Annotated in this window: 18 protein-coding genes; 9 read left to right on the top strand and 9 right to left on the bottom strand. The window is 62.5% G+C overall.

Annotated elements, in window-relative coordinates; translation table 11 throughout:
• The first annotated feature begins 43 nt into the window (after positions 1 to 43).
• The 4 genes from THALAR_RS00370 to THALAR_RS00355 all read left to right on the top strand — a co-directional run bounded on the left by THALAR_RS00370 (position 44) and on the right by THALAR_RS00355 (position 3,159).
• Complete coding sequence (locus THALAR_RS00370; RefSeq protein WP_021099464.1) at positions 44 to 745, top strand: DUF484 family protein; 702 nt, start codon at positions 44 to 46, stop codon at positions 743 to 745.
• Positions 745 to 1,674, top strand: a complete 930-nt coding sequence (locus THALAR_RS00365; RefSeq protein WP_021099463.1) for a tyrosine recombinase XerC — start codon at positions 745 to 747, stop codon at positions 1,672 to 1,674. The genes THALAR_RS00370 and THALAR_RS00365 overlap by 1 nt, the downstream gene beginning before the upstream one ends.
• Positions 1,675 to 1,787: 113 nt before the next feature.
• Positions 1,788 to 2,375, top strand: coding sequence for a cytochrome P460 family protein (locus tag THALAR_RS00360; protein ID WP_021099462.1), 588 nt, complete (start codon positions 1,788 to 1,790; stop codon positions 2,373 to 2,375).
• A gap of 88 nt (positions 2,376 to 2,463) precedes the next feature.
• A complete protein-coding gene (locus tag THALAR_RS00355) occupies positions 2,464 to 3,159 on the top strand; it encodes a CDP-alcohol phosphatidyltransferase family protein (RefSeq protein WP_021099461.1) in 696 nt (231 codons plus the stop codon).
• On the opposite strand, the gene THALAR_RS00350 is transcribed toward THALAR_RS00355, so the two are convergent.
• From THALAR_RS00350 to THALAR_RS00340, 3 genes are all read right to left on the bottom strand, one after another.
• Entirely contained in the window at positions 3,156 to 3,662 is a 507-nt protein-coding gene (locus THALAR_RS00350; protein ID WP_083483367.1) for a methylated-DNA--[protein]-cysteine S-methyltransferase, read from the bottom strand. The two genes, THALAR_RS00355 and THALAR_RS00350, sit on opposite strands and share 4 nt — an antisense overlap.
• A complete protein-coding gene (gene ileS, locus THALAR_RS00345) occupies positions 3,622 to 6,603 on the bottom strand; it encodes an isoleucine--tRNA ligase (protein WP_021099459.1) in 2,982 nt (993 codons plus the stop codon). The genes THALAR_RS00350 and ileS overlap by 41 nt, the downstream gene beginning before the upstream one ends.
• A 142-nt stretch (positions 6,604 to 6,745) precedes the next feature.
• Positions 6,746 to 7,216: an RrF2 family transcriptional regulator gene (locus tag THALAR_RS00340; RefSeq protein ID WP_021099458.1), complete on the bottom strand. Its 471-nt coding sequence runs from the start codon at positions 7,214 to 7,216 to the stop codon at positions 6,746 to 6,748.
• Between the two features lie 82 nt (positions 7,217 to 7,298).
• On the opposite strand from THALAR_RS00340, the gene THALAR_RS18510 reads away from it, so the two are divergent.
• The 3 genes from THALAR_RS18510 to THALAR_RS00330 are packed head-to-tail and all read left to right on the top strand — an operon-like array spanning position 7,299 to position 9,114.
• A complete protein-coding gene (locus tag THALAR_RS18510) occupies positions 7,299 to 7,472 on the top strand; it encodes a hypothetical protein (RefSeq protein ID WP_021099457.1) in 174 nt (57 codons plus the stop codon).
• Positions 7,457 to 7,879: a group III truncated hemoglobin gene (locus THALAR_RS00335; protein WP_040816910.1), complete on the top strand. Its 423-nt coding sequence runs from the start codon at positions 7,457 to 7,459 to the stop codon at positions 7,877 to 7,879. The genes THALAR_RS18510 and THALAR_RS00335 overlap by 16 nt, the downstream gene beginning before the upstream one ends.
• 53 nt (positions 7,880 to 7,932) lie before the next feature.
• Positions 7,933 to 9,114, top strand: coding sequence for an FAD-dependent oxidoreductase (locus THALAR_RS00330; protein ID WP_021099455.1), 1,182 nt, complete (start codon positions 7,933 to 7,935; stop codon positions 9,112 to 9,114).
• An 83-nt stretch (positions 9,115 to 9,197) separates the two neighbouring features.
• Here THALAR_RS00330 and THALAR_RS00325 read toward each other — a convergent pair whose 3' ends face one another.
• Positions 9,198 to 10,181, bottom strand: coding sequence for a YcjF family protein (locus tag THALAR_RS00325; protein WP_021099454.1), 984 nt, complete (start codon positions 10,179 to 10,181; stop codon positions 9,198 to 9,200).
• Entirely contained in the window at positions 10,178 to 11,581 is a 1,404-nt protein-coding gene (locus THALAR_RS00320; RefSeq protein WP_021099453.1) for a YcjX family GTP-binding protein, read from the bottom strand. Before THALAR_RS00320 ends, THALAR_RS00325 begins: the two co-directional genes overlap by 4 nt.
• A gap of 94 nt (positions 11,582 to 11,675) precedes the next feature.
• On the opposite strand from THALAR_RS00320, the gene truA reads away from it, so the two are divergent.
• A complete protein-coding gene (gene truA, locus THALAR_RS00315) occupies positions 11,676 to 12,476 on the top strand; it encodes a tRNA pseudouridine(38-40) synthase TruA (protein ID WP_021099452.1) in 801 nt (266 codons plus the stop codon).
• Here truA and THALAR_RS00310 read toward each other — a convergent pair.
• The 3 genes from THALAR_RS00310 to THALAR_RS00300 all read right to left on the bottom strand — a co-directional run bounded on the left by THALAR_RS00310 (position 12,473) and on the right by THALAR_RS00300 (position 15,138).
• Positions 12,473 to 13,144, bottom strand: coding sequence for a hypothetical protein (locus THALAR_RS00310; protein ID WP_021099451.1), 672 nt, complete (start codon positions 13,142 to 13,144; stop codon positions 12,473 to 12,475). The genes truA and THALAR_RS00310 overlap by 4 nt on opposite strands.
• A 309-nt stretch (positions 13,145 to 13,453) precedes the next feature.
• Positions 13,454 to 14,215, bottom strand: a complete 762-nt coding sequence (locus tag THALAR_RS00305; RefSeq protein ID WP_021099450.1) for an ABC transporter permease — start codon at positions 14,213 to 14,215, stop codon at positions 13,454 to 13,456.
• Positions 14,212 to 15,138, bottom strand: a complete 927-nt coding sequence (locus THALAR_RS00300) for an ABC transporter ATP-binding protein (protein WP_021099449.1) — start codon at positions 15,136 to 15,138, stop codon at positions 14,212 to 14,214. Before THALAR_RS00300 ends, THALAR_RS00305 begins: the two co-directional genes overlap by 4 nt.
• Before the next feature lie 243 nt (positions 15,139 to 15,381).
• On the opposite strand from THALAR_RS00300, the gene THALAR_RS00295 reads away from it, so the two are divergent.
• Entirely contained in the window at positions 15,382 to 15,720 is a 339-nt protein-coding gene (locus THALAR_RS00295; protein ID WP_021099448.1) for a hypothetical protein, read from the top strand.
• Here the strand turns inward: THALAR_RS00295 and rpe are convergent.
• A complete protein-coding gene (rpe, locus tag THALAR_RS00290; RefSeq protein ID WP_021099447.1) occupies positions 15,717 to 16,394 on the bottom strand; it encodes a ribulose-phosphate 3-epimerase in 678 nt (225 codons plus the stop codon). The two genes, THALAR_RS00295 and rpe, sit on opposite strands and share 4 nt — an antisense overlap.
• Between the last annotated feature and the right edge of the window lie 16 nt (positions 16,395 to 16,410).

The raw sequence follows: 16,410 nt of genomic DNA, 5'->3' as shown, positions 1-16,410 counted from the left end.
GCTATAGTCCTGCAAAACAACGCCATAAACAAAGGCATCGAGCATGATTGAGCAGGCCGAAGTGCTGGACGCGCTACGCTCCAAGATTCTGACGGACCCGGAGGTTATCCTTGAGGATCAAGACCTTATGCGGGCCTTGATCAGCGCGAACGAGCGATCTTTAGGCGGCAATATCGTCGATCTGCGCGGCATCGCGATGGAGCGGCTGGAAAGCCGTCTGGACCGGCTGGAGGACACCCACCGCTCTGTCATTGCTGCCGCTTATGAAAATCTGGCAGGCACCAACCTGATTCACAACGCCGTTTTGAAGATGCTGGAGCCTACGGATTTCCCTGCCTTCCTGACCTCGCTTTCGGGCGACATGCTGGAGGCGCTGCGCGTGTCCCGCCTGCGGCTGATCCTCGAGTCGAAAGAACATGACAGCCCCTCCATCGGGTTCGAGGAAGTGTTGTCCATCGTGGAGCCGGGCGTCGTAGATTACTACATCACCGCTGGCCGCGATATTCCCGTGCGCCCGGTCAGCCTGCGTCAAGTGTCGCCCGCGTCCGAGGACGTCTATGGAGACAACGCCTCCTACATCAAATCCGAAGCCCTGCTGCGCCTTGATCTGGGCGAGGGCCGCCTGCCCGGCCTGTTGGTCATGGGCTCGGAAGACCCGCACCAGTTCCGGCCCAATCAGGGCATGGATCTGCTCACCTTCTTCGGCTCCGCCTTCGAGCGGGCGATCAAGCGCTGGCTGGCTTGATGCTGATCTCGCCCGCCTGCCGCGATGCGCTGGAAGGTTGGCTGATCCATCGAAAATCGCTCGACGGCGTGGCCGACAATACGATCGAGGCGTATCGTAGCGACGTTCTGGGCTTTCTCAATTTCATCACCGGCCATTTCGGCGATGCCACCGGCCTGAAACCGTTGGAGCGCGTGAAGCCGACCGACATGCGGGCGTGGATGGCAAGCGAGCGCAAGCGCGGCGTCGCTGCGCGGTCGCTGGCCCGCGAGCTGTCCTCGGTCAAAAGTTTCTACCGCTGGCTGGCGGAGCGCGAAGGCTTCGAGCCGACCGCCGTGCTCGCCACCCGTTCACCCAAGTTCCAGAAGAAGCTGCCCCGCCCGCTGGCTGTTGATGCCGCTCGCGCCATGATCGACACCGTCGAGACGCAGGCCAGCAGCGACTGGATCGCCGCCCGCGACGCCGCCGTGCTGACGCTGCTCTATGGCTGCGGGCTGCGGATATCGGAGGCGCTTGGCCTGACCTTCGCCCAAGCCCCGCTGCCCGACGTGTTGCGCATCACCGGCAAGGGCGGCAAGGAACGTATCGTCCCCGTCATCGCCCCCGCCCGCGTAGCGGTGGACCAGTATTTGGCGGTGCAGCCGCATTCGTTGCTGCCTGACGACAAACTGTTTCGCGCCGTCCGGGGCGGGCCGCTGAGCGCGCGGCAGATCGCCAAGGCGATGGAAAGCGCCCGTATGCAACTGGGTCTGCCCGCCACCGCCACACCCCACGCCATGCGCCACTCCTTCGCGACGCATCTGCTGGAGGCTGGCGGCGACCTGCGGGCCATTCAGGAACTGCTCGGCCATGCCTCCCTGTCGACCACGCAGGCCTACACCGCCGTCGACACTGCGCGGCTGATGGAGGTCTACGACAACGCCCACCCTAAGGGGCGCAAGCACGGCTAGCGCCTTCAGACACTCACGCGTTCGTGTGAAATCGTTGGCAAACTTGTATTGGCAGCGCGGCCCTCATGCTGCGACAAACTGTCCATAACAAGACTTTAGGGAGAGAGTAACCAATGACCATCCGTACCTTCATCGCCGCGACCGCCGCAGCCACCGCCCTCATGGCGACAGGCGCCCATGCCGCCGACTGCGCAATCGACGTCGAGGACCCGTTCGACCTAGAGGCCGCCCAGATCACTGAAATCTACGACTGCCTGAAGGACACCATGGCCGAGGGCTATGCGAAAGAAGGTGACGAGGTCGCCGTGAATTATCGCGCTTGGACCGTCAGCTCCACCCGCCCCGCCGTTGCCGGGCCGCATGGCAACCGCCTTCTGCAAACCTTCGCCAATGATGTCGCCGCAGAGCAGTATTTGAAGTTCGCCGAAGAGGGCGTGAAGATGCCCGCAGGCTCCGTGCTGGCCAAGGAATCTATTACCATCTCCACCAAGAAGAAAGAGGCGCGCACCGGCCCGCTGTTCATCATGACAAAGATGGAAGACGGCGCGATCCCCGAGACCGCCGACTGGCTTTATGCAGGCATCCAGCCCAACGGCAAGGTGATGAAGATCAAGCAGGCCTTCTGCCATGACTGCCACGCCAACTACGCCGAGCAGGATATGCTGGCCTACCCGCTGGAAGAGGTGCGGGTCGCCAACTAGGCCACATCAAACAGGAATTGTGCAAGGCGCGTCCGCTTGACCGCGCCTTGCACTTTACAATTTGCGTCACTTTGGGCCATGAGGGGCCATGACACCTCAGATCAAAGCCCTAAATGTCCATCTTCTGACCGCCACCGGGGCCGTGTTCGCCATGCTGGCAATGCTTGCCGCCGTGGAGCATGAATGGGCGATCATGTTCGTCTGGCTTGTGGTGGCTTTTGGTGTGGACGGCATCGACGGCCCGCTGGCGCGCAAATATCACGTTCAGAAATACGCCCCGCAATTCGACGGGGTGCTGCTGGATCTGATCATCGACTACCTGACCTATGTGTTCATCCCCGCCTTCGCGCTGTTCCAATCAGGGCTGTTTGAAGGCTGGACCGGCTGGTTCGTCATCATCGTCATCACTTTCACATCGGCCTTGTACTTCGCCGATACACGGATGAAAACAAAGGACAATTCCTTTTCCGGCTTCCCCGGTTGCTGGAACATGGTGGCCATCGTCGTCTTCGCGTTGCAGCCGAATTTCTGGATCATTCTGGTGCTCGTAAGTGCGCTTGCCATTGCCATGTTCCTGCCGCTGAAATTCGTCCACCCCGTCCGCACCGAGCGTTGGCGCTCCGTCACCCTGCCCGCCGCACTGGCGTGGACCTTCTTCGCAGGCTGGGCCGCATGGGTGGATTTCGACCCGCAAAGCTGGGCGCATTGGGGGCTGGTCGTGACGTCCATCTACCTGCTGTTTGCCGGCGTTGCCCAACAGCTGGTTTACGGCAAAGACGGCTAGATCAGCAGCGACGCAGCCCCTTCCAGCTTCAGCAGCGCGACCTTCGCCTCGACCCCGCCCGCGCCGGAATAGCCGCCCAATCCATTGGCCGCCAGAACGCGGTGACACGGGATCAGTATCGCAATCGGGTTCGCCCCACAGGCCTGCCCGATGGCTTGGGCAGACACGCCCAAGGCGTCCGCCAGATCGCCATAGGTCCGCGTCTCGCCATAGGGAATGGCGCAGAGCGCGGCATAGAACTTCTGTTGAAACTCCGACCCTTGCGGCTTCAGTGGCAGGTCGAACGCCTGCCTGTCGCCCGCGAAATAAGCCTTTAGCTGCGACACCGCATCGCCCAGAACGCCCTCTGCGACATTGCTGCCGGAGCGGTCCCAATCCAGTGAAACAATCGCCCCGTCCCGCTCCGTCAGGGAGAGCGGTCCGACGGGGCTGTCAAGCCATGCTCGCGCCCCGTCGCCCATCTTATTCCAGCGCCGTATCGCAGCGCTGGCACACACCTTCATGAGTGTGCGTCCCCACATCCGGCAGGATCTTCCAGCAGCGCTGGCACTTATTGCCCTCGGCCTTGTCGAACACCACGGCCACGCCGTCGGTATCCTCCAAGGCGAAGGCTCCGGCGGGTGCAGGGTCGGTTGTGACCGTGATGCCGGAGGTGATGCACATATCGTCGAAGTTCACCGTGCGCAGAACCTCTGCGGCACCCTCACTGACGTACACAGTCGGCGCCGCTTCCAGCGAGGAGCCGATGACCTTCGCCGTCCGCTCGACTTCCAAAGCACCCGTCACCACGCGACGCACGCGGCGCACCGTCGACCATTTGGCGGCCAATTCCGCATCGCGCCATGCGGCGGGCGTCTCGGGGATATCCACCAGATGCACCGAGGACTCGTCGCCCGGGAAGCGTTCCAGCCAGATTTCCTCGCAGGTGAACACCAGAACCGGTGCAAGCCATGTGGTCAGGCGGTGGAACAGGATGTCCAGCACGGTACGGGCCGCGCGGCGGCGCACAGTGTCGCCGTCGCAATAGAGCGCGTCCTTGCGGATGTCGAAATAGAACGCCGACAGGTCCACGGTGGCAAAGGTAAACAGCGCCTGGAAGACCCCTTGGAAGTCGTATTTGGCGTAGCCTTCGCGCACCACTTCGTCCAACTCGGACAGGCGGTGCAGCACCCAGCGCTCCAGCTCCGGCATTTCCGCAGGCTCGATCCTGTCGGCTTCCGTGAAGTCGTTGAGCGAGCCCAGCATATAGCGCATCGTATTGCGCAACCGGCGGTAGCTGTCTGCCACGCCTTTGAGGATTTCATCCCCGATCCGCAGGTCCGCCGTATAGTCGGATTGCGCGACCCACAGGCGCAGGATGTCCGCGCCGTACTGCTGCACGACCTTTTCGGGGGCCACCGTGTTGCCGACCGATTTGGACATCTTCATGCCCTTCTCGTCCAGCGTGAACCCGTGGGTCAGCACGCCACGGTAAGGCGCGCGCCCGATGGTGCCGCAGCCCTGCAACATGGACGAATGGAACCATCCGCGATGCTGGTCGGTGCCTTCCAGATACAGATCCGCCAACCCGTCTTCCGAGCCGTCCTCGCGGTCGCGCAAGGTGAACGCATGGGTGGAGCCGGAATCGAACCAAACATCCAGAATATCCATCACCTGGTCGTAGTCGTCAGGGTTCACGATGCCGCCAAGGAACCGCTCCTTCGCACCGTCCTTGTACCACGCGTCCGCGCCCTCGGCCTCGAAGGCCTCCAGCACGCGCGCGTTAACCTCTTCATTGCGCAGCAGGAAGTCGTCGGCATCCGGCAAAGCGCCTTTCTTGGTGAAGCAAGTGAGCGGCACACCCCACGCACGCTGGCGCGACAGCACCCAGTCGGGCCGCGCCTCGATCATCGCGTGCAGCCGGTTGCGGCCCTTTTGCGGCGTCCACGTCACCAACTCGTCGATGCTGCGCAGCGCCCGCTCGCGGATGGTCTTGCCATAGGTGTCCTGCCCGTCGCCCACTTCACGGTCGATGGCAGCGAACCATTGCGGCGTGTTGCGGTAGATCACCGGAGCCTTGGAGCGCCACGAATGCGGATAGCTATGCGTCAGCCGCCCGCGGGCCATCAGCAGGTTGCCCGAAGCCAGCACGTCGATCACCGCCTTGTTCGCGTCGCCCTCCTTGCCGTTGGGCTTGAGGATACGCTTACCGCCAAACAGCGGCAGGTCGGCACGGTAAGATCCGTCCTCGATCACGTTATACGTCATTGGCAGGCCGTATTTGAGGCCGATCTGGTAGTCGTCGTCACCGTGGCTTGGTGCGGTGTGAACGAAGCCCGTGCCCGCCTCGTCGGTCACATGATCGCCCGGCAGCAGTGGCACGTCGTAGTCCCACTCGCCCTGACCATCCGGCACGCCGCGCAGCGGATGCTTCAAGGTCAGTGCTTCCAAAACAGCCGGAGACGCGTCGCGCAGACGCTCGTAGGCGTCAACACGGGCTTGGCCAAAGATGTCTTCGGCAAGCGCATCTGCCATCAGGTATTTCTCGCCGACCTTGGCCCAGTTGTCCTCGGCGGCCTCAGTCACCTTATACAGCCCGTAGCTGATCTTAGGCCCGAAACACACCGCACGGTTTTGCGGGATGGTCCAAGGCGTCGTCGTCCAGATCACCACGTTGGTGTTGGCAAATTCCGCGCCGATCTCCTGCGCGGCGGTGGCGGTCTTGCTGTCGTCCCCGCCGGTGATTTCCGCTACCAGCGCCTCGGTTCCGGCCAGACCCACCACGGGGAACTTCACCCAGATCGTGTGCGACTGGTGGTCGTGATACTCGACTTCAGCCTCCGCCAAAGCGGTCTTCTCAACCGGCGACCACATCACCGGTTTCGAGCCTTGGTATAGCGTCCCCGTCATCAGGAACTTCTGGAACTCCTCCGCGATCACCCGTTCGGCGTGGTAGTTCATCGTCAGATAGGGGTCGTCCCAGTTGCCGGTAACACCCAACCGCTTGAACTCCTCGCGCTGGATATCCACCCAGCCCGCAGCAAATTCGCGGCATTCCTGACGGAACTCCACCACGTCCACGGCGTCTTTGTCGAGGCCCTTGGAGCGGTACTTCTCCTCGATCTTCCACTCGATCGGCAAGCCGTGACAATCCCAGCCGGGGATGTAGCGCGCATCACGGCCCATCATCTGCTGCGAGCGGACAACCATGTCTTTCAGGATCTTGTTCAGCGCGTGGCCGATATGCAGATGCCCGTTGGCATAGGGCGGGCCGTCATGCAGCGTAAACGGAGCCCGCGTCTCGGCTTTCGCCTTTTCGCGTAACTTCTCGTAGACGCCAATCCTGGCCCATCGTTCCAGCCAGCCCGGCTCGCGCTTGGGCAGGCCCGCGCGCATCGGGAAGTCGGTCTTGGGCAGGTTCAGCGTGTCTTTGTAGGAAACGGTCTCGGTGGTGTCGGCGCACATGTCAGGCGTCCTTTGTCGTCGGATTTGCAAATCTGATTGGGGTCGGTGCGAGCATCTCAAACACCTTTGCCCGGCGTCTCATCTCGATCAGAGCGCCGGGGATATAATTCGAATGATGACACGAATGTAGGTCATGGGGCGCTTATAGACTTGGGCGAGCCGGTTCGTCCAGTGCGCTTGACACCTCCAGCCCCAAGAGCCGCGCCAAGGCCGGTCCCTGCCCGCTGACATCTTCCAGGCTGTAGCCGTCCAGCACCGCGAAAAACGCATCCTGCGCCTCGGCCAGCGGCCCGCGCAACCCGCAGGCCGGCATGATCGCACATGCGCCATTGCCCGCGAAACACTCTGCCACGGAAAGGTTCCGCGTCAAGCTGCGCACAACCGCGCCGATCCGAATGTCTTGGGCGGGTTTGGCGAGGCTCAACCCCCCCGCCCGGCCCCGCGTCGACCGTGCAAAACCCTCCGCCACCAGCGCCGTTGCCACTTTCGACAGGTGATGTTCCGACAACTCGAACTTCGCCGCGATCTCGGCCACGGAGGCTTTCCGCGCGCCGCACAGACGCAGGTAAATCAGCACGCGCAGGCCGTAATCGGTGAACTTGTCCAGTTGCATGGGCTTTAATTAGCATTTGCAATGCGCAATTAAAAGCGTTAGATAATCCGCATCCGCAATACGCATTATAGAAAGCGCAGCAATGGCACAAAAGTCCACAGCAGACAAAATAGCGGACGTCCTTCTCTGGCCCGGCACCAAAATCTGCGAGATGATGGGCGTGCCGCCCGCCGACGACATGGGGCTGATCCGCTCCATGTTCAACATGCTGGTCTACCTGTGTATCCTGCTTCCCATCCTATGGATTATTCTTTGACTGCCCAACCACCGCGTTTTGACATCACGCCCGCCCAAATCGACCAGGTCGTCACGAAGTTCTACGCAAAAGTCCGCACCGATCCGGTGATCGGTCCAGTATTTGCTGCCCATGTACCAGCGGATGGCTGGCCTGAGCACGAGGAAAAGATCGCCCGCTTCTGGCGCAACGCGATCCTTCGCGAGCGCAGCTATGACGGCAACCCGATGCAAAAGCACATGGCCGCCCGCGACGTGAAGGGCGAGCATTTCCCCCATTGGCTCTATCTGTTCGACACCACCCTCGCGGCAGAACTGCCCCGTGACACCGCCCGCGCCTTCTCGGCGCTGGCGCACCGCATCGCACGCGGGCTGCGCATGGGGGTCGAGGATTTGCGTGCCCCCGCAAACGCGCCGCCCAGCCTCTGACTGCGCGCATTTATCCCATGACGCCCGCAACTTAACCGCATAGGTTGCGCGCCATGAGATATAAAATCGCCATCGTCGGCGCCGGTATCGGCGGCCTGACTGCCGCCGCCCTTCTGGCCCGCCAAGGCCACGACATCACTGTTTTCGACCAGTTCGCCGCGCCGCGCCCAGTGGGCTCCGGTCTGGTGATCCAGCCCGTGGGGCAAGCAGTGCTGGCAGAGATCGGCGCGCTCGACGCCGCTCGTGCCAAAGGCAACCCGCTGCGCCGGATGCTCGGCCACGAGGCCAACAGCGGCCTCCGCGTCCTCGACGTCACCTATGACCACGATCCCGAGGGGGCAAATTTCGGCCTCGCCATCCACCGCGCCAGCCTGTTTGACGTGATCCACCAGGCCGCGCAACAGGCAGGCGTTACAGTCACCCCGTCGCATCGGGTTACGAGTTACAAGAACGCCTACTTGCATTTCGACGCACATGACCCGCACGGACCTTTCGATCTGGCCGTCGACAGCTCCGGCGTGTCCTCCCCGCTTTCGCCGATCGAGGCCAAGCCGCTGCCCTATGGCGCGATCTGGGGCACCGTACCGTGGGTCGAGTGCGGGTTGCCGCAAGATCAGCTCACCCAAACCTACCGCCGCGCCAACCGGATGATCGGCATCATGCCGTCCGGCACCCTGCCCGGCTCCGACATCCCGCAAGCCGCGATCTTCTGGTCCATGCCGCGCGATGCCCATGCGACGTGGCGTGAAACCCCGCTTGACGAGTGGCACGCCGAAATCGCCAAACTCTGGCCCGAGGCCACCCCAATCTTCCGGCAAGTCACCCGCCACGACCAGATGACCATGGCCCGCTACGCCCACGGGACCCTGCGCAAACCCTACGCCGAAAACCTCGCCATCATCGGCGACGCCGCCCACAAGGCGTCGCCGCAACTGGGTCAAGGGGCCAATATGGCGATGCTCGACGCCTCCGCGCTGGCCAAAGCCCTCGCCCAGCACGGCTTGCAAGACGCCCTGCCCGCCTATGCTATGGCGCGACGGTGGCATGTGCGCATCTATCAGGCGATGTCGTGGGCCTTCACGCCGCAATACCAGTCCGACAGCCGCTGGCTCCCCACTCTGCGCGACCACGTCCTGTTCCCCGTCAGTCAACTCCCGCCGGTCCCGCGCCTGCTGACCCGTCTGGTGCGCGGAGACATGATCCCGCCCATGGCTTCACTCACCCCACGCGTCTGACACTTCTTTTTTCGATAAATACCTCGGGGGTGCGGGGGCAGCGCCCCCGCTCTGGCGACTGACCGAAGGTCAGGCGCAATCCCTCAAGACGTCGGGAACAAGCCCGTCAACGCCCGCCGCACCAGCCCCGTCACAGACGGTCTGTCTTGCGTCCCGTAGGGCAACGGTCGGCACACATCCATCGCCGCCACCCCCACGCGGGCCGTCAAAGCCCCGTTGATCACGCCCTCGCCAAAGCGGCGCGACAGTTTCGACAACACGCCGCCGCCCGCGACCGAGCCGATCAGGTCGTCGCCCACGGCCACCGCCCCCGTGGCCACCAGATGCGTCAGCACTGCCCGCGTCAGCCGCCAGCTTCCCAATGTGCCGGAGCGGCCGCCATACACTTCCGCAACCCGGCGGATCATCCGCAAATTGGCCGTCAGTGCCGCGATTAAATCGGCCAAGGCCAGCGGCACAATCGCCGTCACCGTCGCCACCTGCCGCGCCGCCGCTTCGACTTCCAAGCGCGCCAGCGCGTCCAGCGGGGCCAGCAAATGCGTCTCCGCCTCACCCAGTACCGCATCCACATCGAACCCGTCGCCGTCCCGCGCTGTCACTGCCGCACGACCCGCCTCCAACTCGGGCCGATTGGCGTATAAAACCAACAACTGCGCCGACACCCCACGCGCCGCTTTCAAATCGCCCGTCGCCAGTGCCGCCTCCGCCTCCGTGCGCAGCCCGTCGATCTTCTTCAGCCGCCCGATGGCCAGCCATTCCTTGCCCGCGACAAGCAGCAAGGCCAGCAAGAACAGCCCCGTCAGCCCCACCGCAATCGCGCCCAGAACGGGGCTGCGCGCCAGCAATCCGGTGACGAAATCCCATGCAGCGACGCTTGCCACGAAACTGACCAAGGCCAGCAGAGCCGACCAGAAGAACCGCGCCAGCCGCGACGGGCGGCGCGCCGCCAAGGCCGCCACGGACCTCATCGCACGGCCTTGCGGCATCTCGTCGGCGATTACCGGCGCAGTCGCAGGCGTCACATCGGCAGGCTCGTCCAGTTCGATCAATACAGGGCGTTTGCTCATCTCAAGCGGTCTCCGATCAGGAATTCTGCGGCGCGGTCCAGCCGTATATGCGGCGGGCCTTCGCCCGGTGCCAAGTTCAACTTCGCAGGGGCAAAATTCATCACCGAATACTCCGCATCCAGCCAACGCTCCGCCCCGCCCCGCGCGGCCCCGATGATCTTGGCAGGGTCCGAGGGCAACTCGCCGGGATAAAACGCCGCCTGCTTGCCGGTCTCCATCAGCCGCCCGCGCACCACGTCGAGCCCTTGCAAGTGGTCCTCCGTCGTCGCCCGCAAAGAGGCAATCGACATGGCTTGCGTCTTGGCTCCGGCGAAATCCGCGCGGTCCCGCGCCTCGCGCAACAGCGCTTCCATGATCGCCGTCAGCCGCCCGTGTTGCGAGTGGTGCAAATGGTCCGCCTTGGTTGCCGCGAACAGGATTTTCTCCACCCGCTTGCCGAACAGGATCTGTGACAACCACGCATTCGCGCCGGGCCGGAACGCGCCCAGAATATCCGCCATCGCGCTGCGCAGATCGCCTACCGCCTGCGGTCCCGCATGGATCGCGCCCAACGCGTCCACCAGCACCACCTGCCGGTCGATGCGCGAGAAATGGTCGCGGAAAAACGGCTTCACCACCTTGGATTTATACGCCTCGAACCGCCGTTCGAACTCACGATACAACGATCCGCGCTTCGAGACCTCCGGCACCGGCATCGGCGCAAAGGTCAAAACCGGAGAGCCTTCCAGATCACCCGGCAGCAGGAACCGACCCGGCGTGTAATCCGAATACCCCGCCTCCCGAATGGCCGCCAGATAAGCGGTGTAGGCCTCCGCAAACCGCTTCGCCTGCGGCTCGTCCAGCTTCACGCCGCCGTCGGTCGACCGTGCCAGCGCGACAAAGGCCGCGCCTGCGTCCCGCCCGTCGGCACGGCTCAAAGCCTCCTCCGACCACTCGGCATAACTCTTGTCCATCAGGCCCAGATCCAGCAGCCATTCGCCGGGATAGTCCACAATATCCAGATGCATCGTGCGCGGCCCCGACACCATGCCCATCAGCCCCGTCGGCTGCACCCGCATTGACAAGCGCAACTCGGAAATGGACCGCGTCGACACAGGCCAGTGCGGCTCCGCCCCTGTCAGCGCGGCAAGATGTGTCTCGAAATCGAACCGCGGGATCGTGTCGTCCGGTTGCGGGTGCAGATACGCCGTCTGGATACCCCCATCGGCCGCCGCCCGAAGCTGCCCCATGCGGGCGCGGTCCATCAGGTTGGCAATCAGCGAGGTGATGAACACCGTCTTGCCCGCACGGCTGAGGCCAGTCACACCCAGCCGGATCGTCGGTTCGAACACGCCTGTCACAGTCTGGGTCGCGCCCTCCACCGTGCGGCCGATGCCATCCACAATATCGTAAAGTATCAAGTGCGTCCCTCGGGTTGTTCATCCCTACATAGGACGCGCGCGAGCCCATGTGTAGGCCCTTGGCACCGCGCCGCAGTCAGGCTACCTGAGGGCCATGCCCCGTTACGCAATGAAAATCGAATATAACGGCCAGCCTTACAACGGCTGGCAACGCCAAGACGGCCAACCCACCGTGCAGGGCGCGATCGAGGATGCCTTGCGCAAGCTCCAGCCCGATTTCGACAAGATCGCCGCCGCAGGGCGCACCGACACGGGCGTGCATGGCTTGGCGCAGGTGGCCCATGCGGACCTGACACGCGACTGGGAGGTCTTTCGTCTGAACGAGGCGTTGAACTACCACCTCAAGCCACACCCGATTTCCATTCTTGAGGTTGCAAAAGTCTCCGACGACTGGCACGCTCGCTTCGACGCGACCGAGCGGCGCTACTGGTTCCGCCTGCTCTACCGCCGCGCCCCTGCGACCCACGACAAAGGCCTCGTCTGGCAAATCAACTACCCGCTGGACGTCGCCCCCATGCGCGAGGCAGCGCAGCATCTCATCGGCCAGCATGACTTCACGACCTTCCGGTCGTCGACCTGTCAGGCGCTGTCGCCGGTTAAAACCCTTGACGAGCTGACTATCGAGGAAGTCGCCGTGCCCTACGGTGCCGAATACCACTTCTCCATCCGCGCCCGCAGCTTCCTGCACAATCAGGTGCGCAGCTTCGTCGGCTCGCTGGAACGTGTCGGCTGCGGCTCATGGAAGCCGATCCAGATGAAGCACGCGCTGGACGCCGGCGACCGTGCGGCCTGCGGGCCGGTCTGTCCGGCGGCCGGGCTGTATCTGGCAGGCGTGGGCTATGCGCAAGACCCGTTTACGGGTGCTGCACCGATCAATACCGGCGGAAAACGCTAAACGCTGCCATGCCGCTTCAACGGCACCACATCCTTGCTGGGCTTCCAACCCGCCAGCGCGGCATCTTCCTGACAGCCTGCCACATAGCGTTTCAACAGGCCGATGAAGAACTTCAGTTCCTCCTGTTGTGCGGCCACCTTGTCCAGTCGCGCCGCGATGGCGTCTGCATGCAGGTTCAGCACGTCACGCCCGCCCATATCGGCCAGCGCCAGCATGTCGAAAATCGGCGAGATAATGTCTTCGAGCACATCCACCGCGATCCGCTCCCGCATATCTGCGGGTGACAGCTCTGTTGACTGCTCAAATTGCAGCACCCTTCGCATATCGCCAACATAGCGCTTGAAGCGCATGACTATCACTCGCCCGTCCGGTTCCGCGTGAAGGCTCAGGCCCGACAGGCCGATGCCTGTGTGCGAAAAGGCGAAATCCGGCATTAGCACGGCCTCGTCCTCGACAGGGGTGCGTAGAAGAAGGGTCAGCAGCGTGCGCGCAAATTCCGGGACAAACACGACATCCAACGGCCTGCCCTTGCGGAAGGAGTAGCTGTTGGCGATATCGTCGGACACCAGTTCGAGCGACGATACCCGAAAGCTGTCAAAGCCCTCTTTGACCACTGTCACCGACAGGCTTTCATTGGGTGTAAGGCTTGTAGTCGCAGCAGTTGGCATGGCGTCCTCACTCTCGAAATCATCGCACAAAGGCGAACTTGTTAATACTTGGCTTCCAATCTTTAAGCTGACTTAAAGGTCAGCCTAAATGATTAATAAAGCGTTTACGTTTCCTTAACGCCCCACGCATCCCAACCGCACGCAGGCCGAAGTCGGGGATATCGAAATACTTTTTTGTATTTATTATCAGCATGTTGACCCGCAAACCACATCTGCCCGGTCACTCCACACCCCATAGGCGAACTTCCGCCACGTTAAGGATTTCGGCCCCGCCATGCGGTTGCTTGCATCACAGAATCGCCACGCGCCCTAGCTTTTCAGCCTGTAGCCCGTCTTGAATATCCATCCGATCACCGCGATGCAGATGCCGGTGAATAGCGCGATGGCGAGCAGGCTCAACCCGATGGACACATCCGCAGTTCCGAAAAACGCCCAGCGAAAACCGGAGATCAGATAAACGACGGGGTTGAACATGGTGATCGTCTGCCACACCGGCGGCAGCATCGACACCGAATAGAAAGACCCCCCAAGGAACACCAAGGGCGTAATCACCAAAAGCGGGATCAGCTGCAGCTGCTCGAAATTCTTTGCCCAGATGCCGATGATGAACCCCAGCAGCGCAAAGCTGAAACACGTCATCACCAGAAACGCCAGCATGGCGACAGGGTGCGCAATCGTCAGGTCCACGAACAGATGCGCCGTGCCGAGGATAATCAACCCCACCAGAAACGCCTTGCTGGCGGCGGCGCCCACATAACCGATAACGATCTCCAGAAACGAAATCGGCGCCGACAGCAGTTCATAAACGGTGCCGATGAACTTGGGGAAGTAGATGCCGAACGACGCGTTCGCCGTGCTCTGCGTCATCACAGTCAGCATGATCAGCCCCGGCACGATGAACGCGGCATAGCTGACGCCTTCCACCATGTTGATCCGCGACCCGATGGCCGTGCCGAACACCACGAAATAAAGCGAGGTGGACAGCACCGGTGACACGAAACTCTGCAACAACGTCCGGAAAAACCGCGTCATCTCAAAGACGTAAATCGCCTTGATCGCCGTGAAATTCATGCCGCGCCCTCCACCAAGCCTACGAAAATATCCTCCAGCGAGGATTGCGAGGTCGACACGTCCTTCAGCACCAGCCCTTCCGCCGCCAGATCGCCAAGCAGCGCGGTGATGCCGGTCCGCTCGCCCTTGGTGTCGTAGGTGTAGATCAGGCTCCGCCCGTCCGGGCCGATCTCCAAATCATAGGACGCCAGCGCCTCCGGCACCTTACCCACAGGCTCGTGCAGGTCGATCCGCAACTGTTTGCGTCCCATCTGGGTCATCAGTTCCGCCTTGTCGCTGACCAGCAGGATTTCCCCGCCATTGATCACGCCCACGCGGTCGGCAATCGCTTCCGCCTCTTCGATGTAATGCGTGGTCAGGATGATCGTCACCCCATCCGCGCGCAGTCCGCGCACGATGTCCCACATGTCCTTGCGCAACTCCACGTCCACGCCCGCCGTCGGCTCGTCCAGAAACAGCACGCGCGGCTCATGGCTCAGCGCCTTGGCGATCAGCACCCGCCGCTTCATCCCGCCCGACAGTTCCTTGACGCGGGCGTCCTTCTTGTCCCACAGCGACAATTGGCGCAGGATGTGTTCGATATGCGCGTCGTCTCGCGGTTTGCCGAACAACCCGCGCGAGAACCTGACCGAGTTGATCACCTTCTCGAACGGCTCCAGCGCGATTTCCTGCGGCACCAACCCGATCAGCCGCCGCGCCGCGCGGAAGTCGTCCACGATGTCATGCCCGCCCACGGTAATTTTCCCCGAGGTCGCGTTGACCATCCCGCAGATCACCGAAATCAGCGTGGTCTTGCCCGCGCCGTTCGGCCCCAGCAGCGCCAGAATTTCGCCCTGCTCGATATCCAGCGATACGCCCTTCAGCGCCTCGAACCCGCCGTCATAGATTTTTACCACGTCTTTGGCAGATACGATTGCAGGCATATGTCCTCCGGTAACATTCCCGTGCAGTTGTAGGCAGCGCGACGCGCAAGGGAAAGGCGGAGTTCTGCGCATCAGATCAGATTCGCTGTGCATCGCGCCTAACCCCATTGATTTGTTTCAACATTCGGATAAGTTCGCGGCATTGTCCCGTGAGGGAAAACAGATTTGTAATGCTTCGCTGTCACGCATTGGGCCGGTTGGCCGTGAGCGCACACGGCTTTTGACGATTGGAATACCACCCCCGTGAGCCTTGAGCAGATCGACACAATGATCGACTTTGCCATTGCGCAGGTCTCCGACACGCCCGACGGCTACCGCGCGGTGGTGCGCGATATGGCAAAGCAGTGGCCCGACGCGACGGGCGCACAAATGATCTTCGTGCTCGTCAGCGCGTCCCATGCGATAGAGCGTGTCTTCGGCGACAACCCCGACGGCCATCCGGAAGTGCAAAACACGCTACGCGTTGCGGCCCTGTTGGGCAGCGACCTATTCGCGTTGCAACTGCGGGGCAACTTCGCGCCCACCGGCCGGGATCTTGGGCGCTACTGGGCCGACAGCGACCCGTTCTTTCTACATCTCTAGGCGTAGGATGCGCGGATCGCGCGGATATTCTCGCCATAAGGCGCGGGATCGCTGACCGAGCCGCCCTTGAACACCGCCGAGCCTGCCACCAGCACATCGGCGCCAGCCTTAACCAAGCCCGGAGCCGTCTGCGGCGTCACGCCGCCATCCACTTCGATATGCACCGGACGGTCGCCGATCATCGCGCGCAACTCCGCCACTTTGCCTTCCAACGGAATGAAGCTCTGCCCGCCAAAACCTGGGTTAACCGTCATCACACAGATCATGTCCGCCACGTCCAGCAGATGCGCCACCGCCGAGGCCGGTGTGCCGGGGTTCAGCGCCACGCCCGCCTTCGCCCCCGCTGCGCGGATCGCCTGCAAGGTGCGGTGAATATGCGGCCCCGCCTCGACATGGGCGGTGATGATATCCGCGCCTGCCTTGGCGAACTCGTCGATATACGGATCGACAGGCGCGATCATCAGATGCACATCCATCACCGTCTTTATATGCGGCCGGATCGCCGCGCAGGTCGCAGGCCCGAAACTCAGGTTCGGCACGAAATGCCCGTCCATCACGTCCACATGGATCCAGTCCGCGCCCTGCGCCTCCACCGCGTCGATCTCGGCACCGAAATTGGCGAAATCCGCTGCCAGAATGGAAGGCGCGATTTTTACGGTTCGGTCGATGGTCATGGCAGAATCCCCTAGT

Source organism: Litoreibacter arenae DSM 19593, from assembly GCF_000442275.2.
Lineage (GTDB): Bacteria > Pseudomonadota > Alphaproteobacteria > Rhodobacterales > Rhodobacteraceae > Litoreibacter > Litoreibacter arenae.
Note: the sequence above shows the minus strand (reverse complement) of the source record. Positions and strands in the feature narration are given on the sequence as shown.